This window comes from Variovorax ginsengisoli, from assembly GCF_030811835.1.
Taxonomy (GTDB): Bacteria; Pseudomonadota; Gammaproteobacteria; order Burkholderiales; family Burkholderiaceae_C; genus Variovorax; species Variovorax ginsengisoli_C.
Window position 1 is genome coordinate 84,064 of record NZ_JAUSRO010000011.1, and the last position, 20,118, is coordinate 104,181.

The window sequence follows — 20,118 nt, forward strand, 5'->3', positions numbered from 1 at the left end:
GCACCGTTCGCCGCACGGCGATCGTCAGATCAGAAGAAGGCTGGAGGCCCGCGCGCCGGCAGCGGCGCCGCAGTGGCCGCGGCGATGCGCGCGGCCTCGATCGGCTGCAGCGCACGGCCGAGCGGCAGCAGCGACGGCAGCCCGGCCAGCGGTGCGGCGGGCGGCGGCGCACCGGTCAGCACGCACAGCGGACAGTCCATGTGCGAGGCGCCCAGCTCCTTGGCGCCATCGTCGCCCTGCACGATCACCTTGACCGCGCCGGCGCTGGAGCACACCAGTTCCATCGCCTGCGGATGCACGATCGGCGAGGCGACGGCCACACCGAGCGACATCACGAACCACAGCAGCACGCAGCGGCCGACGAGGCCGAGGTGAGAGGTGTGGCGAAAGAAGGACATGGCGCAGCGGATTATGAACGCCAGGCGTTCAATGCGCAGCAGGCACGACCGGCATGACCTTGAAGCCGCGCGCGGCCATCAATGCGGGAAGCCCGTGCGGTCCGACCATGTGCAGCGCGCCGACCGCGGCAAACACCTGCTGGCCGCGCGCATGCAGGCGTGCGATGCCATCGGCCAGGCCGGGGTTGCGATCGTCCAGAAGACGGCGCATGGCGCGCCGGTCGGTGGGCGTATCCATGCATTCGCACCAGTCCGCGTAGTGGCTCAGGTGCGTCCAGTCGCTGCGCGCCCAGGCATCGGCCATGTCGGCGGCCTGCTTCCATGCGGCACCCGATTCGAGGAGCGTGAGCGACGCGTCGATCTGCGCGGCATCCGCCGCTTCCGACTCGCCGGCAAGCGCGCGCAGTTGCGCGGCGGCCGACTCCAGCGCCACCACGCGCTTGCCGTCGCGGTGCGCAACGTCCGACAGCAGGGTTTCGGTGCCGAACTCGCCGTAAAGGCCTTCATGGCGAGCGGCCAGCAATACCAGCGTGGTCGCCTGCATCACAGGCCCCAGGCCGGCAAAGCTACCCGCCGGCAGACAGGCGGCGGCCACCTGCCGCTCCAGCCGCCGGACGCGGTCGGCGGTGCGCAGGCGCGCCACGCGCGCCGCATCGGGGGGTGTCGTGAGCAGCGCCAGCGTGGCCGGGTCGCGCAGGTCGAGTTCGAGCGCGACCGTCTGGCTGCCTTGCAAGGCCTGCAGCGTGCGGGGGCCGGGAAAGACCCAGTCGGCGCGGCCCAGGTGCAGCGTGCCGTAAAGCCAGGACACCCGTCCGCCCCGCTCGATGCGCCAGAGCAGACCACGGTCGGGCGCGTGCGCCAGCGCCTGCGCGGCCTCGGCGGCCGTGCGGACCACCGGCTGCGCCAGGGGCGGACAGGAGGAGGCGCGCGGCACATCCTGCGGCTGCTCGGCGTCGGGCGGCTGTGCCTGCACCTGTGCCATGGCCGCGCCAGTGCCCATCAGCAGTGCCGCCAGCAGCACGGCCGCCCCTCCACGCGCCACGGTCCGGCCCAGCCTGCCCATGCGGCACACAAGACGAATGGCAACCTGGCCAACGCCGGTGAGAGCGGTGGACGCGAGGCAAGCAGTGGGAGCGGCGGTCGGGAATGTCATGAAAGGGGCTAAGTGGAGCGAAGCACGAGCGCCATTGTCCCCGCGCGCAGCCGCCGCGCTGCGGCCGATAATCGGCCATGTCCAGCATCTTCCACCTCGCCTTCAACGTGCGTGACCTCGACGTGGCGCGCCACTTCTACGGCCACGTGCTCGGCTGCGCCGAAGGCCGTAGCACCGCCACCTGGGTCGATTTCGACTTCTTCGGCCATCAGATCTCGCTGCACCTGGGCGAACCTTTCGCCACCGCCGACACCGGCCGCGTGGGCGACGTCCTGGTGCCGATGCCGCACTTTGGCATCGTGCTCGAACTGCCGGCCTGGCGCGCGTTGGCCGACCGGCTGGAAGCCGCGGGCACCGACTTCGTCCTGCCGCCGCAGGTACGGTTCGAGCACGCCCCGGGCGAGCAATGGACCCTGTTCTTTCGCGACCCGTTCGGCAACCCGATCGAGGCAAAGGGGTTCCGGTCGCTGGCCACGGTCTACGACACGTAGGCCTCCGCCCACGCGCGCGCCTCAGTCCAGCTTGACGCCGGCCGCCTTGATCACCGGCCCCCATCGCATCGCCTCGGCCCGGGCCAGCGTGCGGAACTGCTCGGGCGTGCCGGGCATGGCCTCCATGCCGATGTCGGCGAATCGCTTCTGTACCGCAGGCGTGCCGAAGGACTTGTTGAGGTCGCCGTTGAGCTTGGCCACCACGTTCTGCGGCAGGCCGGCCGGGCCGACCAGGCCCTGAAACGCGAACACCTCGCTGTCCGACACGCCCGCTTCGGCCAGCGTGGGCACATCGGGCAGCAGCCTGGAGCGCGTGCCCGACCCGATGGCCAGCACGCGCACCTTGCCCGCCTGCATCACGCTCAGGCCCGAGGCCAGATCGAGGAACATGCAGGGCACCTGCCCACCCATCACGTCGGCCATGGCCGGCGCCGCGCCGCGGTAGGGAATGTGCGTGATGAAGGTGCCCGTGCGGTTCTTGAACAGCTCCATCGCCAGGTGGTGCGGCGAACCGTTGCCCGGCGACGCATAGTTCACCTTGCCGGGGTTGGCCTTCACATAGGCGAGGAACTCCTTGAAGTTCTTCGCCGGGAAATCGGGATGCACGACCAGCGCGAGCGGGAACTTGCCGATCGCGCCGATGTAGGTGAAGTCTTTCTCCGGGTTGAAGGGCAGCTTGCTGAACAGGTGTTCGTTGAAGGCCAGCAACGCATTGTCGGCCGACATGATCGTGTAGCCGTCGGGCTTGCTCTTGGCGACCAGGTCGGCGCCGATGTTGGTGGCCGCACCAGGGCGGTTGTCGATCACGATCTGCTGGCCGAGCGTGACACGCATGGCCTCGCCGAGCGTGCGGGCGATCACGTCGGTGCCGCCGCCGGCCGGATAAGGCACGATCCATTTGACGATCTGGTCGGGATAGCTGGCCTGGGCGCGGGCGAAGGGCGCGGTGCCGAGGGTGGCGCAAGAGGCCAGGGTGGCGAGAACGGTACGGCGGTCCATGGGATTCAGTCTCCTTGTAGTGATGGGGTGGCGCTGAGCGAGGGTAGCGGCAGATCATGCAACGCGTCTTGCAGCGCCTGGCGGCAGCGTGCCTCATCGGCGACTTGCTCGAACAGCAGGAGCGCGAGGCGCGCGAGAAACAGAGGTTCGCACTCGCTGCCAGCCGTGGTGATGGCGCGGGCGCACTCGGCGTAAAGGCGATCGCGGGCGTCGGGGGCGAGTGAGGTCATCGGGAAGGTTCGGTGTGTTCAACGGTGCAGGCCGCGCGTTGCAGTGCACGCGCCACCGCGCCGCTCGGCGGCCGGCGCCAGCGCGCGGCCACGTGGCCGTCGGGACGCAGCAGATACACGGCGCCCTGCGTTGCACCGAGCGCTGCGAAAACGTCGGCGCCGGCCTGCGCGTCACCGCCAGGCTGACCGGCCCGCGTCAGGGTGAGCACGCGCAGCAACGGGGCATTGACATCGGCCAGGTCGTCATCGAGCGCCACCCTGTCTGCGTCGGGGCGCAGCACCAGCAGCGTGAAGAAGGGCCCGAGGTGGTCGGTGAGATGACCCTCGCACAGGGCCTGCTCCGGCATGACGTCGCCCGCCAGCGGGCCTGCCGGCAGCAGGTCGCCTTCGCTCGACAGCGGCGAGTCGCCGTAGCCGATGGCCTGCGTCTGCCGTGGATTGACCAGCTGCGCGATGCCCCGATGCGCCAGCGCGAGCGACAGCGCCGCCTCGCGCAGCAGATCGAAGCCGCGCGAGGGCGGCGACATGAATTCGGTGCTGCGCATTGCGTTCTCGGCGTTGACCCGAAAGGCCGCGATGCGCTCCTGCGAGTAGCTGTCGAGCAGTGCGGCGTGCGACCGCCCCCGGCTCACGAGCGCCAGCTTCCAGGCAAGGTTGTCGGCATCGTCGATGCCGGAGTTCAGGCCGCGTACCCCGAAGATCGGCATCGCGTGGGCGGCATTGCCGGCGAACACGACGTGGCCGTGGCGGTAGGCGTCGAGCGTCATCGCGCCGGCGCGGTAGACCGAGGTCCACACCGGCTTCCAGGGCAGGTGCCCCTCCCCGATCGCATCGAGATGGCGCTGCACGAAAGCGGCGACGGCGGCCGGCTGCAACGCCTCTTCGGTGCTCTGGCACTCGCGCAACTGGTAGTCGATGCGCCAGATGTCGTCGGGCTGGCGGTGCATCAGGACGGTGGCGCCGGGGTTCCAGGGCGGGTCGAACCAGGCGCGGCGCTCGGTCGGCGCCGTGCTGGCCAGCTCGATGTCGATGATCACGTAGCGGCCTTCGTAGGCCGCACCTTCGAGCGCAAGGCCCAGCGACCTGCGCACGAAGCTCTGCCCGCCATCGCAGGCGGCGAGCCAGCCGGCGCGCAGCGTGTAGTTTCCCCGTGCGTGCGTGGCCTGCAGCGTGACGCCCTCGCCGTCCTCTTCGAGCGCACTCAGCGAGGTGCCCCAGCGCAGGTCGATCAGGCCCGGCGTCGCCGCGTTGCGCCGCACGATCTGGTCGAGCAGGTACTGCTCGATGTAGTACTGCTCCAGGTTCACCATCGGCGGCAGTTTTTGCCGCGCGTCGTGCGGCATCTCGAAGCGCAGCACCTCGTCGAGCTTGTAGAAGCTGCGGCCCGCGCGCCACGGCAGGCCCTTGGCCAGAAAGGCCGGCAGTGCGCCCAGGCGCTCGATGATCTCCAGGCTGCGCCGCGACACGCAGATCGCGCGGCTGCCTTCACAGACGGTGTGATCGGCCTCCAGGACCACGCTGCGCACGCCGTGGTTGGCCAGGCCGAGCGCCAACGCCATGCCGACCGGCCCGCCACCGGCGATCACGACCCGATGGCGGCCCGGTTCCACGCCGTCGTCGAGTTGGGGCACCACCGTCTCGAAGCGGGTGTAGCGAAAGGCGCCGACTGGCGGCGGGACAGGCCCGCCGCCGGCATCGCCCGGGCGTGCGGCGCGAACGGGATCGCGAACTGGAACGGTCGAGGTGTTCATTCGGCGGGATTGTCCCGATGCACACCGTTGCGCGATGTCGTAACTTCGTACGAGGTAGTTACCCGCATGGAGCCGAATGAAACGATGGCGAATCACGCCCGCCGACCACCCGTTGCGCAGCGACGTGGTGAGCGAGGTGCTCGAGGGCGTGGGCACCGTGCACCTGGCAGCGAACTGCCTGGGCGCGATGCAGCGCGTGCTGCCCGCCACCTTCTGCACGGTGTTCGCCGTCGGCGCGAGCGGCCGGCTGGAAACGGTGTCCGCGGCCAGCAGCTATGGCCACGCGGCCGAGCGCACGGCGGAGCGTTATGTGGACCAGCGCTTCGACCGGCTCGATCCGCACATGCGCTGGCTGTCAGCCCGCACGCGGCCACTGCGCGCGCAGATCTGGATGGGCCACCACCGCGGCGATGAGCTCGCCGATGCCGGCTACCGCGCCGCCTGTTACGGCGACGTCGGCATCCGCGAGCGGCTCTCGGTGCTGCAATTGCTGCCCACCGGCCAGCGTGCGGCGGTCAACTTCTACCGCAGCCTGGCCCAGCCCGAATTCGATGTCACCGACTTCGCGCAGGTCGAGGCCCACGCCTGGCTGCTGGCCGGCGCGGCGACAGCACATGGTCGCAGCGCGGTCGTGGCGCGCGCTGCGGCGCCGACGTTGCAGACACCGCGCCTGCTCGCACTGAGCCTGCGGGAACGCGAAGTCATCGATCACCTGCTCGCCGGGCGCACGGCCAAGGAAGCCGCCCGGCTGATCGGCATCGAAACCACGACGGTGCGAACCCACCAGTACCGGGCGTTCCGGCGGCTGGGGATACGAACGATGAAGGAGCTATTGCGAGGGGTTTGACGCGGCACCGGCATGGCCTCCCGCCACCACCTCCTGCTCGATCGCCCCGAACACCGACTGCCCGTCCCGGTTTTTCATCTCGATGCGGATCGTGTCACCGAACTTCATGAATTCGGTGACGGGCTGGCCGTCCTGGATGGTCTCGATGCAGCGCTTCTCGGCAATGCAACTGTAGCCGCGCGGCCATTCCATGCGACCCTTCTTCTCGACCCCCGGGTTGCTCACCGTGCCGCTGCCGACGATGCTGCCGGCGCGCACGTTGCGGGTCTTGGCGATGTGGGCGATCAGCTGGCCGAAGTGGAAGGTCATGTCCTCTCCCGCATCGCACATGCCGACCTTGCGGCCGTTCCAGGCGCTTTGCAGCGGCAGGTGCACCCGGCCGCCCTGCCACGCGTCGCCCAGTTCGTCGGGCGTGACGGCGACCGGGCTGAACGCGGTGGCGGGCTTGCTCTGGAAAAAGCCGAAGCCCTTGGCCAGTTCGGCCGGAATCAGGTTGCGCAGGCTCACGTCGTTGGCCAGCATCAACAGGCGCACGCCGTCGATGCCCTGCTCGGGCGTGGCGCCCATGCGCACGTCACCGGTGATGACGGCGATCTCGGCTTCGAAGTCGATGCCGAAGGCCTCGCTGGCCACCACCACAGGGTCGCACGGACCGATGAAGTCGTCGCTGCCGCCCTGGTACATCAGCGGATCCGAGTAGAAGCTCGCAGGCACCTCGGCGCCCCGTGCCTTGCGCACCAGCTCGACATGGTTGAGATAAGCCGACCCGTCGGCCCATTGGTAGGCGCGCGGCAGCGGCGCCATGCACTGTGCCGGGTCGAAGGGAAAGGCGTGGCGCGCGCGATCGGCGTTGAGCTCGTCGTACAGGTCCTGCAGCTGCGGGCTCATGAAGCCCCAGTCATCGAGCACCTGCTGCAGGCGGCTGGCGATGCCGGTGGCGTAATGGGCGCTGGCGAGGTTGCGTGACACGACGACGAGCTGACCGTCGCGCGAGCCGTCCTTGAGGGTGGCGAGTTTCATGAGATCCTGCGGACGCCGTGGCGGCATCGCTACTAAACTGGTTGATCGGCGGCAGTGTACCGAGGTGAACCTCCGCGCCTGCAGCCAGTCCCACACCCGATGTCGACACGCGCGCCCTCTGCCCTCCCCGTTCTGCCTGTGCCCACTGCGCCAGGCGCTCACGCCGCGCCGCGCCCCCAGCCGCGCGGGCCGTGGCGTGCGGTGGCACTGCTGACGGCGGTGGTGGGCGTGGCGCACCTGCTGCTGCTCGGTCTGCTGCCGACTGCGGCCGGGCCGGGCCAGGCGCCCACGGAGACACGATTCACCACGCGAACGATCGTGGCGGCGCCCCCGCAACCGACACCTGCGCCCCCCGCGGCGCCGGCACCTTCACCAGCGCCACACAAGCCGCGCCCCCGGCCCGCACCGAAGCCGCGACCCGCGCCTGTCGCCATCGCGCCCACAGCGACGCCCCCCGAGATCGCCACCGAGACGCCGGAGGCTGCCACTGCGGAGACAACGCCTGGCGATCCCGCCGCCACGGACAGCCCCACAACGCCAGGGACCGACGGGGCACCGCAGGCCAGCCCGGCGGTCCCGCCGGAACCGGCGGCCCCAGCCGCCCTACCAGAGGCGCAGCCCCCTGCCGCGCCGGTGCCCGTGCGCATTCCAGGCTCGATGCGACTGAAGTTCGCCGTCAGCGGCCAGCAGGGCGTCACGCCACTGCAGGGGGTGTTCGGCGAACTGTCGTGGCAGCAGGACGGCCACGCGTACGACGCTCAACTGTCGCTCACCTTTTTCTTCAAGACCCTGCGCTCGCAGCACAGCGAAGGCGTGATCGGACCCACCGGCATCGAGCCCACGCGTTTCAGCGACAAGCGCAAGGTCGAGGTCGCTTCGCATTTCGCACGTGACCAGGGCACCGTGGTGTTCAGCAACAACGCGCCCAGCGTGCCGCTACTGCCCGGCGCGCAGGACCGGCTGAGCGTGGTGCTGCAACTCGGCGCGCTCATGGCCGCCGACCCCGCGCGCTACCCGACGGGCAGCGCCCTGGCCATGCAGACGGTGGGGCCGCGCGATGCCGACATCTGGAGCTTTGTGGTCGGCGACGAGGAGGAACTGGCCCTGCCCGCAGGCCATATCACGGCCCGCCGCCTGGTTCGCACCGCCCGGCGTCCCTATGACGACACGGTGGAGGTGTGGGTCGCGCCGGCGCTGGGCTATGCGCCGGTGCGCATCAAGCAGACACAGGCCAACGGGGATTTCGCCGACATGCAACTGCGCGAACAGCTGCCTTCCCGGCCCGGCGACTGAGTGCATGCTTGACCTCAGCCATCAACAGATGCGCCATAAATATGACAACCGGTCTTGAAACTGGCGCGTTGATTGCTACATGAGAAGCCTATGAACGCCATCGACATCCTCACGGGTCCTGCCATGAACATGCTTTATGACTCCGAGTCCTATGTGGTCGTGCATGTCCAGCCCAACGAGGGCGAGGCACCCATCGCGCCGCACCTGCCCGTGCTCGCGCGCCACGGTTTCGAGATCGTGGACAAGCGCTCGGGCAAAGAGGTCTACCTCGACGGCTCCTGGGCCGAGCTGTTCCAACAGAAGATCACTGCCTGGCAGCTGAACACACCGACCCAGGAAGAGGTCGAGGACACGCTCGAAGGCTACGCCGAACTGGCGCAAAACCCCGTGCTCGTGCACTGAAGCGCTGCAATCACCGAATGCTGGGCGGCATCCGCCCGTAGAGCAAGGTGTACAGCGGACCAATCAGCAGCAAGACCGCGATCAGGCGGCACACCTGGAAGGCGGTGACCACTGGCACGCCGAGTTGCAGCACCTTCGCGGTGATCGACATTTCGGCGATCCCCCCGGGTGACGTGCCCAGGACCAGTGTGGCCGGATGCACGCCGGTGGCCAGCGACAGGCACCAGGCGAAGGCGCCACACAGAACGATCATCCCGACCGTGCCCAGCGCGACCGTCGCCAACCATCGTGGCGCCGTCTGCAGGAATTCGCGGCTGAAACGCACGCCCAGGCTCACGGCGATCACCAGTTGCGCGGCGTTGGAGAAGCCGGTGGGCACAGCCGACAAAGGCAGGCCCGCCACGGTGAAGCCCATCGCCACCAGCAAGGGGCCCAGAAACCAGGGATTGTTGCGGCCCGCCGCCTGCATCAGCAGCGCCCCCACCCCCGTGGCACCGGCCAGGAGCGCAAGGCCTCCCCAATTCACCTCGCGCACGGTGGGCGGCGACACCTCCAGCCCGTGCAGGCCGCTCCACTGCATGGCAAAAGGAATGCTGAGGGTCACGATCATCAGCCGCAGGCTGTGGGCTGCGGCCACCAGATCGGTGCGCGCACCCACGCGCTCGGCCATCAGCGTCATCTCCGAGGCACCCCCAATCGCACCCGCGAAGTAAGCGGTTGCTCTCATCGTGTGCGGCGGCACGTGGGCCATCCGATCGCCCTGGAGCCGCTCCAGGGCGTGGCCGAAAAGCCAGCCCATGCCGAGTGCCCAGGCAATGGCCAGTGCAATCGCCCACCAGACACCGGCCACCAGCGCCATCACCTGCGGCGTGAAATAAAGCCCCAGCGCCGTGCCGATGGTCCATTGGCCCAGGTTGCGCAAGGGGGTGTAGCTGGCCGTCGGCGCACCGGCGATCGCGCAGATCGACACCGCCAGCAGCGGCCCGATCATCCAGGGTAACGGCGTGCGCAACACCAGGCACAGGGCGGCAGCCGCCAGCGCGAGCAGCAGCGTGCCAAGCACGCGCACGGGGAAGGGAAAGGGACGACGGGAGAGGAAAGACACGCGAATCGGAACGGGAGAACGTGGCCCCACGCCGGAGCCCGGGCGTAGTATCGCCCGATGGCTCTGTGCTCCTTGCTTTCCTGGTCTTGCTGGCCTTCCTCTGCCTCCCGTCCCACGACCCGACCGCCACATGGCTGGCGGGCAAACCTGCTGGCAGCCCTGCTGGCCGCAGCCACGTTGACGGCATGCGGCACGGCCGGCCGCGCGCCCGTACCGCCCGATACGGCTTTCGCCCGGCGCGTGGCCGTGCTGCTGCCGGTCGACCTGCTCTTGCTGGGGGAACAGCACGACGCTGCCGAACACCATGTGATCGAATTCGAGACGGTCGATGCGCTGGCGGCGCGTGGCAGGCTGGGTGCACTGATCATCGAGATGGCTGACGCCGGCACCACGACCGCGGCGTTGCCCGCCGCTGCGACGGAAGACGAGGTGCGCGCCGCGCTGGCCTGGAACGAACAGGCCTGGCCCTGGCGCAACTACGGTGCGGCCGTGATGGCGGCCGTCCAGGCCCATGTGCCCGTCGTCGGCGGCAACCTGCCACGCATTCGCATGCGGGAGGCGATGGCCGACACCTCGATCGATGCGCGCCTGGACGACACCGCGCGCGCCGCGCAGCAGGCGGCCGTGCGCGAGGGCCACTGCGGCCTGTTGCCGGAAGCCCAGGTCACGCCGATGACGCGCGTCCAGATCGCGCGCGACCGCACCATGGCCCAAATGCTGGTGCAGGCCCACGTGCCGGGCAAGACCGTGCTGCTGATCGCCGGCGCGGCGCATGTCGAACGCACGCTCGGCGTGCCGCGTCACCTGCCAGCCGGGCTCACGGTGAAGTCGGTGCTGCTCAAGGCCGGTGAATCCGGGCCAGGCGCAGCCGGCTTCGACGCCGTCTGGCAAACGCCGGAACTGCCGGCCCGGGACTACTGCGCCGAACTCAGGCCGAAAACTTCCTGATCGAATCGGCCAGCGTGTTGACCAGCGTGTCGATGTGCGACTTCTCGACGATGTAGGGCGGCGCGATCACGATCACGTCGCCGGCGGGGCGCACCAGCGCGCCCTTGTGGAAGCAATCGACGAAGATGTCGTAGGCACGCTTGCCCGGCAGGCCCGCCATCGGCGCGAGTTCCACCGCCGCGGCCAGCCCCAGGCTGCGGATGCCGATCACGTTGGGCAGCCCCTTGAAGGCGCTGTGGAAGGCATCGCCCAGCACAGGGGCCATTTCGGCGGCGCGCGAGAAGAGCTGCTCGTTCTTCATGAGATCGAGCGTGGCGACGGCAGCCGCGCAGGCCACCGGGTGACCCGAATAGGTGTAGCCGTGGAAGAACTCGACCACGTGCTCGGGCGCGTCGGTCTTCATCATCTGGTCGTACAGCTTGTCGCGGCAGATCACGCCGCCCAGCGGGATCACGCCGTTGGTCACGCACTTGGCGAAGTTCAGCATGTCGGGCACCACGCCGTAGTAGTCCGACGCGAAGTTGGTGCCCATGCGGCCGAAGCCGGTGATGACCTCGTCGAAGATCAGCAGGATGCCGTGCTTGTCGCAGATGGCGCGCAGCTTCTGCAGATAACCCTGGGGCGGCAGGTACCAGCCGGCCGACCCCGCCACCGGCTCCACGATGATCGCGGCCACGTTGCTCGGGTCGTGCAGCGGCAGGATGCGTTGCTCCAGGTCGGTCAGCGGGTCGTCGGCCCAGACCGGTTCCTGGTTGTGGATGTAGGCATGGTGGACCGGATCGTGGATGAAGCGCATGTGGTCCACGCGCGGCAGGAAAGCCGAGCCGAAAGCCTTGCGGTTGCCAGGAATGCCGCCCACCGACATGCCGCCGAAGCCCACACCGTGGTAGCCACGCTCGCGACCGATGAACACGTTGCGATGACCCTCGCCGCGCGCGCGGTGGTAGGCCAGCGCGACCTTCAGCGACGTGTCGGCCGCTTCGCTGCCGGAGTTGCAGAACAGCACCTTGTTGAGGTCGCCCGGCGCCATGTCGGCGATCAGCGTGGCGGCTTCAAAGGCGCGGTCGTTGCTCACCTGGAAGGCGGTGGCGTAGTCGAGCGTGTCGAGCTGCTTCTTGATCGCCTCGGCGATCGGTCTGCGGTTGTGGCCCGCGCCCACGCACCACAGCGAGGAGATGCCGTCGATCACCTTGCGGCCATCGTGCGTGGTGAATTCCATGCCGTCGGCGGCCACGAAAACACGCGGGTCCTTCTGGAACGCGCGGTTGGGGGTGAAGGGCAACCATTGGTTGTCCATGTTGAAGTCGTTGCTGGCCATGAAGAAGCTCCTGCGGGAAGAGTGGGCGACGGATGCGCGCCGCAAGCGCGCCGAAGGGTTCATTCTGGCACCGGCACAGCGCATCCGCGCAGGCTGCGACAATCACGCCCGTTATGAATCCCGCCTACATCCTGACCCTCTCCTGCCCCGACCGCACGGGCATCGTGCACGCCGTCTCCGGTTTCCTGCTCGAACGCGGCGGCAACATCGAGGAAGCAGAACAGTTCAACGACCACGGCACGGGCCTGTTCTTCATGCGCGTGCGCTTTGCCTGCGCCGAACACAGCGAGGCCGCCCTGCGCGAGCAGTTCGCGGTGCTCGCCGAGAAGTTCGGCATGCACCTCAAGCTCCATGCAGCCGCCGAGCCGATGAAGACCGTCATCCTGGTGAGCAAGGAAGGCCATTGCCTCAACGACCTGCTGTTTCGCTGGAAGAGTGGCCTGCTGGCCATCGACGTGCGCGCCATCGTCTCGAACCACCGCGACTTCTACCAGCTGGCCGCCAGCTACAACGTGCCGTTTCACCACATCCCGGTCACCGCTGCGACCAAGGCGCAGGGCGAAGCCAGGCAGCTGGAGATCATCCAGGCCGAAGGCGCCGAACTGGTGGTGCTCGCGCGCTACATGCAGATCCTGAGCAACGACCTGTGCAGCCAGCTGGCCGGCCGCGCGATCAACATCCACCACTCCTTCCTGCCGAGCTTCAAGGGCGCCAAGCCCTACTACCAGGCGCACGACCGCGGCGTGAAGCTCATCGGCGCGACGGCCCACTACGTGACGGCCGACCTCGACGAAGGCCCGATCATCGAGCAGGACGTGGCGCGCGCCGACCATTCCGACACGGTCGAGGACCTGACGGCACGCGGCCGCGACACCGAGAGCCAGGTGCTCGCGCGCGCGGTGAAGTGGCACAGCGAGCACCGGGTGCTGATCAACGGCCACCGAACCGTCGTTTTCAAATAGACGCAGCTTGCCGTAGAGTGGCTGGATGAACGCTCCCGTCGCACCCGGTCTGCCAGCGCTGCTGCAGAAGTCCGAACGCCAGTCGCAGGTTGTGCGCGCCTTGCAGGCCCACCTGCCGGCGCACGCCCTGATCTGGAACGAGGAAGACACCACGCCCTACGAGTGCGACGGCCTCACGGCCTACCGCATGCGCCCGCTGGTGGTGGCGCTGCCCGAGACCGAGGCACAGGTCGCGGCTGTGCTGCGCACCTGCCACGCGCTGGGCGTGCCGGTGGTGGCGCGCGGCGCGGGGACCGGCCTGTCCGGTGGTGCGATGCCCGATGCGATGGGCGTCACGCTGTCGCTGGCCAAGTTCAACAAGATCCTGAAAATCGACGTGGCTGCCCGCACGGCGGTCGTGCAGTGCGGCGTGCGCAACCTGGCCATCAGCGAAGCGGCAGCGCCCTTCAACCTTTACTACGCGCCCGACCCGTCGAGCCAGATCGCCTGCACCATCGGTGGCAACGTGGCCGAAAACTCGGGCGGCGTGCATTGCCTGAAATACGGCCTGACGTTGCACAACGTGCTGCGGGTGCGCGGTTTCACGGCCGAAGGTGAAGCCGTCGAATTCGGCGGCGAGGCGCTGGACTGTCCTGGTCTCGACCTGCTCGCACTGGTCATCGGCAGCGAAGGCATGCTGGCCGTGACCACCGAGGTCACCGTCAAGCTGGTGCCCAAGCCGCAGCTCGCGCGCTGCATCATGGCCAGCTTCGACGACGTCCGCAAGGCCGGCGATGCGGTGGCGGCAGTCATCGCCGCCGGCATCATCCCCGCCGGCCTGGAGATGATGGACAAGCCCATGACCGCCGCCGTCGAGGATTTCGTCAAGGCCGGCTACGACCTGAACGCCGCCGCCATCCTGCTGTGCGAATCCGACGGCACGATCGAGGAGGTCGAGGAAGAGATCGGCCGCATGACCGCCGTGCTGCGCGGCTGCGGCGCCACCGCCATTGCCTGCAGCGACAACGAGGACGAACGGCTGAAGTTCTGGAGTGGCCGCAAGAACGCCTTTCCCGCGTCCGGGCGCATCAGCCCCGACTACATGTGCCTGGACTCCACCATTCCGCGCAAGCGGCTAGCCGACATCCTGCTCGCCATCCAGCAGATGGAAATCAAGTACAACCTGCGCTGCTGCAACGTGTTCCATGCAGGCGACGGCAACCTGCACCCGCTGGTGCTCTTCGATGCCAACGACCCCGACGAGCTGCATCGCTGCGAACTGTTCGGTGCCGACATCCTCGAGACCAGCGTCGCCATGGGCGGCACGGTATCGGGCGAGCACGGCGTGGGCGTCGAGAAGCTCAACAGCATGTGCGTGCAGTTCACCGCGGCCGAGAACGAGCAGATGTTCGGCGTCAAGCGCGCCTTCGACCCGGCCGGCCTGCTCAATCCCGGCAAGGTGATCCCCACATTGCAACGCTGCGCGGAGTACGGCAAACAGGTGGTGCGCGGCGGCAAGATCTTGCCCTTCGCCGACCTGCCCAGGTTCTAGGCGCGGGCAACAGACGAAGGACCGCGCTGGCCAGGTCACGGGCGCCCGGCCCCTTGTGAGCTGGGCGCGTGCGGATCGATCAATACCGGTTCGGATTGTTCGGCATGCGATCGCGGCGGTCAGGCACGCCGTCGCCATCGCGGTCCCAACGGCCGCGCGCATATTCCCAGCGCCCATCACGTTCCCGCCATTCCGGTGCCCGGTAGGCATAGCCCGGACGTGCACGCACATATTCGCCGCCGATCCAGACATGGCGGCCGCCGCGCCATTCATAGTGACCCGGCGCCCAGACAAAGCCACGGCGCGGCGGCGGTATGCGTTCAACGCGCGGCGGCGGTGGCGGCGTCTGGACAATGATCGCCGGCTGTGCCTGGGCCGCAGTGGGCACCATCACCACGCCCAGTGGCAGCAAGGCAGAGAAACCGGTGGCTAAGACGACAGCGAGTTTTTTCATGAAGAACTCCTCACGAGTGGTAGGAACCTTCATGCTGATCCGGCTCTGTGAAGCGCATGTAAGCCGGACACGAAATCTTGTGTGCAGCTGTGTCGCCATCACCAGGTGTCCACGCAGGGTGGCACGGCTGCCTGCGGGGCGGTGGCCGAGGTGAGACCACGCACCAGCCAGGCGCGGGTGTCCGCCGGGTCGATCACGGCATCGATCTCGAGCGTCTGTGCCATGTGGATGGCCTGGCCGTTCGCATACTGCTGCGCCACCAGCCGCTCGAACAGCGCATCTCGCTCGGCGCCGGCCGCCACGGCTTCGAGCTCCTTGCGATAGCCCAGGCGCACCGCGCCTTCGAGACCCATGGCGCCGAACTCGCCGGTCGGCCAGGCCACGGTGAACACCGGCGCGTCGAAGCCGCCGGCCGTCATCGCCTGCGCGCCCAGGCCGTACCCCTTGCGCAGCACCACCGCGAAGAAAGGTACGCGCAGGTGGGAAGCCACCATGAACATGCGACACACGTGGCGCACTTGCGCCTGGGCCTCGATCTCCGGCCCGACCATGAAGCCGGGCGTGTCGCACAGGGAGACGATGGGGAGCCCATGGGCATTGCACAGCTGCATGAAGCGTGCGGCCTTGTCGGCGGCCTCGACATCGATCGCGCCCCCCAGGTGGTGCGGGTTGTTCGCCATCAGGCCGACCGGACGGCCTTCGATGCGCGCCAGTGCCGTCACGATGCCGGCACCGAAGCCCGCGCGCAGTTCGAGCAACGCGCCGGTGTCGGCCACACCGCGCATCGCGGCGCGCACGTCGTACACCCGCAGCCGGTTCTCGGGAACAGCATGGCGCAGCGCGCGTGGATCGGCGCATTCCCAGTCGTCGACCGGTCCCTGGAAGTACGACAGGTACTGCTTGGCCGCAGCGACTGCGGCCGCCTCGTCGTCCACCAGGATGTCGATGACGCCGTTCTTCGACTGCACCGCGCTCGGGCCGATCTGCTCCGGCGCAAAGGTGCCCAGCCCGCCGCCTTCGATCATGGCCGGGCCGCTCATGCCGATGTTGCTGGCGCGCGTGGCGATGATCACGTCGCTGCAGCCCAGCAATGCAGCATTGCCGGCAAAGCAGCGACCATGCACGATGCCAACCACCGGCACCTTGCCCGACAGCGCCGCGAACTGGCTGAAGGTGTGGTTGTTGAGCCCGGCGACGATGGGCATATCCGTGTCGCCCGGGCGCCCACCACCGCCTTCGGCGAACAGCACCACCGGCAGCCGCAGCTGGTGCGCGATGCGCAGCATGCGATCGGTCTTCTGGTGGTTGCGCAGGCCCTGCGTGCCCGCCAGCACCGTGTAGTCGTAGGCCATCACCACGCAACGCGAGCGTTCGGCGCCGAAGCGGTCTGCATTGATGCTGCCGATGCCGGTCACCATGCCGTCGGCCGGCGTGTTGGCAATGAGGTCGTCCAGCGCGCGCCGGCGCGTCTGCGCCGCAATGGCGAGCGCGCCGTATTCGATGAAGTTGCCCGGGTCGGCGGCCAGGTCGCACAGGTCGTCGATATTGGCGCGCGCCGTGCGTCCGCCTTGCGCGCGGCGCTTGGCGACCGCCGCGGCGCGGTGATCGTCCCGTGTGGGTGCGTGGCGGTCGATGACTTTCTGCAGATCGGGGCGGATGGCCGCCGGGTCGGGCGCGGCCTGCACCTCGGCCTGCACCGCGTGTGCATCGACCGCTTCCAGCCGCACCAGCGCCTGTCCTTCAACCAGGTAGTCGCCTGGCGACGCCAGCAGGGCGCGCACGCGGCCGGCCTCGGGGGCGTGCAGCAGGTGCTCCATTTTCATGGCTTCGAGCACGCCGATCTGCGAACCGGCCGGGAGCACCTGACCGACCTCGACGTCGAACTGCACGAGGCGCGCGGGCATCGGCGCCCGGACGTGCAGGCCCACGTCTTCGTTGGCTTGTGAACCCCCTGCCGTCATGTCCTCGGCCGAAGCGGTCAGCGCACGAGGGTCTCGGTGGCCCTGCGCTGCCGCTTCGAGCAGCTCGCCCAGGTGCGCCTCGACGAAGCGCGTGTGCACCGTCTGCGTCGCGAACTCGGGGCGCGCGGCGATCGCGCGCAGCAATGGCAGGTTGGTCGCCACGCCGTCGATGCGGCATTCGTCGAGCGCGCGTTGCGAGCGCCGCAGTGCATCGGCGAAACGCGGCGACGCCGACTGCACGATGAGCTTGGCCAACAGCGTGTCGTAGTGCGGCGAAGGCGCGAGACCGGCGTAGCCGTGCGTGTCCACGCGCACGCCGGGTCCCGTCGGCAGGTCGAAACGCGCGAGCGTGCCGCCGGCCGGCCTTGCCGTGCCCTGTGCATCCAGCGTCTCGGCATTGATGCGCCACTGCACCGCAAAGCCGCGCTGCGCCGCCGTGCGGCCGGCCGCGATGCCCAGCCCGTCCAGCGACTGCCCCGCGGCGACGGCCAGCTGCAGTTGCACCAGGTCCAATCCGGTGACGGCTTCGGTCACCGTGTGCTCGACCTGCAGGCGCGGATTGGCTTCGATGAAGACGAAGGGCAAGGCGCGCGTTCCGAGGGTCGCGTCCGCATGCGCGTCCACCAGGAATTCGAAGGTGCCGAGGCTGCGATAGTGCACCGCCGCGGCCATGCGCAACGCGGCCTGCGTGACCTGCTCGCGCAGGCCTTCGGACAGCGACGGGCTCGGCGCGATCTCGACCAGTTTCTGAAAGCGCCGCTGCAGCGTGCACTCGCGCTCGCCGAGGCTCGCTACCGCCTGACCGTCGCCCAGCACCTGCACCTCGATGTGCCGGGCCTGCAGCATCAGCCGTTCGACATACACGCCTTCCACACCGAAGGCGCGGGCCTCCGATGCGCAGCGTGCGTAGGCTTCGGGCAGGTCATCGGCAGCCAGCACCGCGCGCATGCCGCGGCCACCGCCCCCGCCAAGCGCCTTGATCATCATGCCGGCGCCCTCGCGCTGCTGCTCGGCGAAGAACGCCTGCGCCTCGGCCAGGGTGACGGCGCCGGCGCTGCCCGGCATGACCGGAACGTCGCATTGCGTGGCCAGCGCGCGGGCGCGTGCCTTGTCGCCGAACAGCGCCAGCTGGTCGGGCGTCGGGCCGATGAAGACCAGGCCGGCCTCGGCGCAGGCCGCGGCAAAGTCAGCGCGCTCGCTGAGGAAGCCATAGCCGGGATGCACCGCGTCGCAACCCTGCGCGCGCGCCACGCGCAGCAGGTCGGCGATGTCGAGGTAAGCCGCAGGGCCCGTGGCCGCAAGCGCCACGGCCACGTCGGCCAGCTGCACGTGCAGCGCCTGCGCATCGTCCTGCGCATGCACCGCCACGCTGCCGATGCCCAGGTCCTGCAAGGCGCGCACGAGGCGCACGGCGATCTCGCCACGGTTGGCAATCAATACCTTCTTGAACATTTTTCAGAACCGATCAGTGCATGCGAAAAACACCGCGGAACCGGCTTTGCCAGGCTGCCGGTGTTGCCCCCGGTAAGGGGGCGGGAGAAGCGACACGAAGTGAGCGGAGCCCAGGGGAGCGCTCATTTCAACAAACGACGAAGCACCTTGCCGGCGCCGGTGGTCGGCAGTGCTTCGATGAAGCTCACGCTGCGCGGCGCCTTGTAGCTCGCCATGTTCTCGCGGCACCAGGCGATCAGTTCGTCGGCTGCCAGCAGCGCGCCGGGCTTCTTCACAATGAAGGCCTTGACCACCTCGCCCTTTTCCGCGTCGGGCAGCGAGACGACGGCGGCCTGCGCCACGGCGGGATGCTTGATGAGGATGGTCTCGACCTCTTCGGGGAACACGCTGTAGCCCGAGACCTTGATCATCTCCTTGAAGCGGCCCAGGAAGGTGAGGTAGCCCTCGGCATCGCGCTTGCCCATGTCGCCGGTGTGCACCCAGCCGTCGCGCAGCGTGGCGGCCGTGGCTTGCGGCTTGTTCCAGTAGCCCTTGAAGGTGCCCGGGCTGCGCAGCACGATCTCGCCGACCTCGCCGGTCGGCAGCTCCGTTCCGGTGTCGGGGTCGAGGATGCGGATGGTCACGCCCGGCACTGGAAGACCCTGCGTGCCCCAGCGCGGCGCATGGTGCGGCGTGTAGGTGTCGCAGGTGTGCGTCTCGCTCAGGCCGTAGGCGGCTTCGAACGAACTGCAGTGGCGCGCGAAGCCACGCCACTGGTCGGCCAGCACCTGCGTGAAGGTGATGCCGAAGCTGGTCACCGGGTTCATGCGCAGGCTGCCCAGGTCGAAGGACGCGATGTCCGCCTGCTGCATCACGGCCACATTCATGGGCGCGATGCTGTACCACCAACTGACCCGGTAACGCTCGATCGCCTGCAGCACGGCATGCGGATCGAAGCGATGCAGCAGCACCGATGCAGCACCGGTGAGCACCGGCACGTTGACGCCCATCAGCATGCCGGCGATGTGATAGAGCGGTGCCACGGACAGCAGCACGTCGTCGGCGCTCACGCCATTGCAGTCCGCTGCTGCGGCTGTCTTGAACAGCGCGTTGCCGTAGCTGAGCATCGCGCCCTTGGGCAGGCCGGTGGTGCCCGAGGTGTAGGTCATGAGCGCCACGTCGTCGAGCGCGATGTCCACCGGCGCGGGCCGGGCGTCGCCGCGCATCGCATCGAGGAAGTCCTCGCAGCCGGTGGGCACTTCGCGTGGCATCTGCTGGAGCGCCTTCAGGTCGGGAGGCACATCCAGCGCGGGCGTGGCCGGCAACAGGTCGGTGTAGTGCACCACGAACACGTGAACGAGCGTGCTGTCGGGCTGCACCTGCGCGACCACCGGCATCAGCGGTGCCGCCGCGACGATCACGCGCGCCTTCAGGTCGCCGACCTGATAGGCCAGCTCGTGCACCTTGTTGAGCGGCCCGCTCGGGCAGACGATCGCGCCGATCTTCTGGATGCCGAAATGCGCGACCAGGTACTGCGGACAATTGTTCAGGAAGAGCACCACCGGCTCGCCCTTGCGCACGCCCAGCGCCTGAAGCCGTGCGGCAAAGGCGTCGCTGGCGCGATCGAGTTCGGCCCAGCTCATCGCATGGCCGTACCAGTGGCAGGCGGGCAGGTCGCCGCGCTCGCGCGCATGGGTGCGCAGGTAGGCATGCAAGGGCTGCTGGGGCCTTGTCGGGGTCGTGGCCCCTGTGGTGTTTGTCTCCATGGCGTCACTCTCTCAGGGTTATCGATAGCCGTTGCAACGGTCGATCGGCTTGCCAGTG

General features: G+C 68.7%; 18 protein-coding genes. 7 read left to right on the top strand and 11 right to left on the bottom strand.

Annotation, left to right across the window (positions count from 1 at the left end):
• Positions 1–29: 29 nt before the first annotated feature.
• Both J2W36_RS17400 and J2W36_RS17405 read right to left on the bottom strand, forming a co-directional pair.
• Positions 30–398: a DUF2946 family protein gene (locus J2W36_RS17400; protein WP_307691010.1), complete on the bottom strand. Its 369-nt coding sequence runs from the start codon at positions 396–398 to the stop codon at positions 30–32.
• Between the two features lie 28 nt (positions 399–426).
• Positions 427–1,551 (bottom strand): TraB/GumN family protein, encoded by a 1,125-nt coding sequence (locus J2W36_RS17405; RefSeq protein WP_307691011.1) that lies wholly within the window; start codon positions 1,549–1,551, stop codon positions 427–429.
• A 77-nt stretch (positions 1,552–1,628) separates the two neighbouring features.
• On the opposite strand from J2W36_RS17405, the gene J2W36_RS17410 reads away from it, so the two are divergent.
• Positions 1,629–2,042 carry a VOC family protein gene (locus tag J2W36_RS17410; RefSeq protein ID WP_307691012.1) on the top strand — a complete coding sequence of 138 codons (414 nt, stop codon included), beginning with the start codon at positions 1,629–1,631 and terminating at the stop codon, positions 2,040–2,042.
• A 21-nt stretch (positions 2,043–2,063) separates the two neighbouring features.
• On the opposite strand, the gene J2W36_RS17415 is transcribed toward J2W36_RS17410, so the two are convergent.
• The 3 genes from J2W36_RS17415 to J2W36_RS17425 are packed head-to-tail and all read right to left on the bottom strand — an operon-like array spanning position 2,064 to position 5,022.
• A complete protein-coding gene (locus J2W36_RS17415) occupies positions 2,064–3,041 on the bottom strand; it encodes a Bug family tripartite tricarboxylate transporter substrate binding protein (protein ID WP_307691013.1) in 978 nt (325 codons plus the stop codon).
• Between the two features lie 5 nt (positions 3,042–3,046).
• Positions 3,047–3,271 carry a hypothetical protein gene (locus J2W36_RS17420; RefSeq protein ID WP_307691014.1) on the bottom strand — a complete coding sequence of 75 codons (225 nt, stop codon included), beginning with the start codon at positions 3,269–3,271 and terminating at the stop codon, positions 3,047–3,049.
• A complete protein-coding gene (locus J2W36_RS17425; protein ID WP_307691015.1) occupies positions 3,268–5,022 on the bottom strand; it encodes an FAD-dependent monooxygenase in 1,755 nt (584 codons plus the stop codon). The genes J2W36_RS17420 and J2W36_RS17425 overlap by 4 nt, the downstream gene beginning before the upstream one ends.
• A 76-nt stretch (positions 5,023–5,098) precedes the next feature.
• On the opposite strand from J2W36_RS17425, the gene J2W36_RS17430 reads away from it, so the two are divergent.
• Positions 5,099–5,869 (top strand): helix-turn-helix transcriptional regulator, encoded by a 771-nt coding sequence (locus J2W36_RS17430; protein WP_307691016.1) that lies wholly within the window; start codon positions 5,099–5,101, stop codon positions 5,867–5,869.
• On the opposite strand, the gene J2W36_RS17435 is transcribed toward J2W36_RS17430, so the two are convergent.
• Entirely contained in the window at positions 5,852–6,889 is a 1,038-nt protein-coding gene (locus tag J2W36_RS17435) for a fumarylacetoacetate hydrolase family protein (RefSeq protein WP_307691017.1), read from the bottom strand. The genes J2W36_RS17430 and J2W36_RS17435 overlap by 18 nt on opposite strands.
• A 138-nt stretch (positions 6,890–7,027) precedes the next feature.
• On the opposite strand from J2W36_RS17435, the gene J2W36_RS17440 reads away from it, so the two are divergent.
• Positions 7,028–8,182 (top strand): DUF3108 domain-containing protein, encoded by a 1,155-nt coding sequence (locus J2W36_RS17440; RefSeq protein ID WP_307691018.1) that lies wholly within the window; start codon positions 7,028–7,030, stop codon positions 8,180–8,182.
• 123 nt (positions 8,183–8,305) lie between these two features.
• The gene (locus J2W36_RS17445; RefSeq protein WP_307691125.1) at positions 8,306–8,584 is read left to right on the top strand and encodes a BTH_I0359 family protein; all 279 of its coding nucleotides are present in this window, start codon (positions 8,306–8,308) and stop codon (positions 8,582–8,584) included.
• Between the two features lie 10 nt (positions 8,585–8,594).
• Here J2W36_RS17445 and J2W36_RS17450 read toward each other — a convergent pair whose 3' ends face one another.
• On the bottom strand, positions 8,595–9,689 hold the full coding sequence (locus J2W36_RS17450) for an AbrB family transcriptional regulator (protein WP_307691019.1): 1,095 nt from the start codon (positions 9,687–9,689) through the stop codon (positions 8,595–8,597).
• 72 nt (positions 9,690–9,761) lie between these two features.
• On the opposite strand from J2W36_RS17450, the gene J2W36_RS17455 reads away from it, so the two are divergent.
• Positions 9,762–10,637 carry a ChaN family lipoprotein gene (locus J2W36_RS17455; RefSeq protein ID WP_307691020.1) on the top strand — a complete coding sequence of 292 codons (876 nt, stop codon included), beginning with the start codon at positions 9,762–9,764 and terminating at the stop codon, positions 10,635–10,637.
• Here the strand turns inward: J2W36_RS17455 and aptA are convergent.
• Positions 10,618–11,955, bottom strand: coding sequence for an omega-aminotransferase AptA (aptA, locus tag J2W36_RS17460; RefSeq protein ID WP_307691021.1), 1,338 nt, complete (start codon positions 11,953–11,955; stop codon positions 10,618–10,620). The genes J2W36_RS17455 and aptA overlap by 20 nt on opposite strands.
• A 113-nt stretch (positions 11,956–12,068) precedes the next feature.
• Here aptA and purU point away from each other — a divergent pair, with 113 nt between their 5' ends.
• Positions 12,069–12,917 (top strand): formyltetrahydrofolate deformylase, encoded by an 849-nt coding sequence (gene purU, locus J2W36_RS17465; RefSeq protein WP_307691022.1) that lies wholly within the window; start codon positions 12,069–12,071, stop codon positions 12,915–12,917.
• A gap of 25 nt (positions 12,918–12,942) precedes the next feature.
• Positions 12,943–14,448, top strand: coding sequence for an FAD-linked oxidase C-terminal domain-containing protein (locus J2W36_RS17470; protein WP_307691023.1), 1,506 nt, complete (start codon positions 12,943–12,945; stop codon positions 14,446–14,448).
• A 79-nt stretch (positions 14,449–14,527) separates the two neighbouring features.
• Here J2W36_RS17470 and J2W36_RS17475 read toward each other — a convergent pair whose 3' ends face one another.
• The 3 genes from J2W36_RS17475 to J2W36_RS17485 all read right to left on the bottom strand — a co-directional run bounded on the left by J2W36_RS17475 (position 14,528) and on the right by J2W36_RS17485 (position 20,060).
• Positions 14,528–14,902 (bottom strand): YXWGXW repeat-containing protein, encoded by a 375-nt coding sequence (locus J2W36_RS17475; protein ID WP_307691126.1) that lies wholly within the window; start codon positions 14,900–14,902, stop codon positions 14,528–14,530.
• Between the two features lie 98 nt (positions 14,903–15,000).
• Positions 15,001–18,315 carry an acetyl-CoA carboxylase family protein gene (locus J2W36_RS17480; RefSeq protein WP_307691024.1) on the bottom strand — a complete coding sequence of 1,105 codons (3,315 nt, stop codon included), beginning with the start codon at positions 18,313–18,315 and terminating at the stop codon, positions 15,001–15,003.
• Positions 18,316–18,437: 122 nt separating this feature from the next.
• Complete coding sequence (locus J2W36_RS17485; protein WP_307691025.1) at positions 18,438–20,060, bottom strand: AMP-binding protein; 1,623 nt, start codon at positions 20,058–20,060, stop codon at positions 18,438–18,440.
• Between the last annotated feature and the right edge of the window lie 58 nt (positions 20,061–20,118).

Excerpts from the sequence above, each read along its gene's own strand:
- J2W36_RS17400 (WP_307691010.1), bottom strand. The coding sequence starts at position 398 with ATGTCCTTCTTTCGCCACACCTCTCACCTCGGCCTCGTCGGCCGCTGC.
- J2W36_RS17405 (WP_307691011.1), bottom strand. The coding sequence starts at position 1,551 with ATGACATTCCCGACCGCCGCTCCCACTGCTTGCCTCGCGTCCACCGCT.
- J2W36_RS17410 (WP_307691012.1), top strand. The coding sequence starts at position 1,629 with ATGTCCAGCATCTTCCACCTCGCCTTCAACGTGCGTGACCTCGACGTG.
- J2W36_RS17415 (WP_307691013.1), bottom strand. The coding sequence starts at position 3,041 with ATGGACCGCCGTACCGTTCTCGCCACCCTGGCCTCTTGCGCCACCCTC.
- J2W36_RS17420 (WP_307691014.1), bottom strand. The coding sequence starts at position 3,271 with ATGACCTCACTCGCCCCCGACGCCCGCGATCGCCTTTACGCCGAGTGC.
- J2W36_RS17425 (WP_307691015.1), bottom strand. The coding sequence starts at position 5,022 with ATGAACACCTCGACCGTTCCAGTTCGCGATCCCGTTCGCGCCGCACGC.
- J2W36_RS17430 (WP_307691016.1), top strand. The coding sequence starts at position 5,099 with ATGAAACGATGGCGAATCACGCCCGCCGACCACCCGTTGCGCAGCGAC.
- J2W36_RS17435 (WP_307691017.1), bottom strand. The coding sequence starts at position 6,889 with ATGAAACTCGCCACCCTCAAGGACGGCTCGCGCGACGGTCAGCTCGTC.
- J2W36_RS17445 (WP_307691125.1), top strand. The coding sequence starts at position 8,306 with ATGAACATGCTTTATGACTCCGAGTCCTATGTGGTCGTGCATGTCCAG.
- aptA (WP_307691021.1), bottom strand. The coding sequence starts at position 11,955 with ATGGCCAGCAACGACTTCAACATGGACAACCAATGGTTGCCCTTCACC.
- purU (WP_307691022.1), top strand. The coding sequence starts at position 12,069 with ATGAATCCCGCCTACATCCTGACCCTCTCCTGCCCCGACCGCACGGGC.
- J2W36_RS17470 (WP_307691023.1), top strand. The coding sequence starts at position 12,943 with ATGAACGCTCCCGTCGCACCCGGTCTGCCAGCGCTGCTGCAGAAGTCC.
- J2W36_RS17475 (WP_307691126.1), bottom strand. The coding sequence starts at position 14,902 with ATGAAAAAACTCGCTGTCGTCTTAGCCACCGGTTTCTCTGCCTTGCTG.
- J2W36_RS17480 (WP_307691024.1), bottom strand. The coding sequence starts at position 18,315 with ATGTTCAAGAAGGTATTGATTGCCAACCGTGGCGAGATCGCCGTGCGC.
- J2W36_RS17485 (WP_307691025.1), bottom strand. The coding sequence starts at position 20,060 with ATGGAGACAAACACCACAGGGGCCACGACCCCGACAAGGCCCCAGCAG.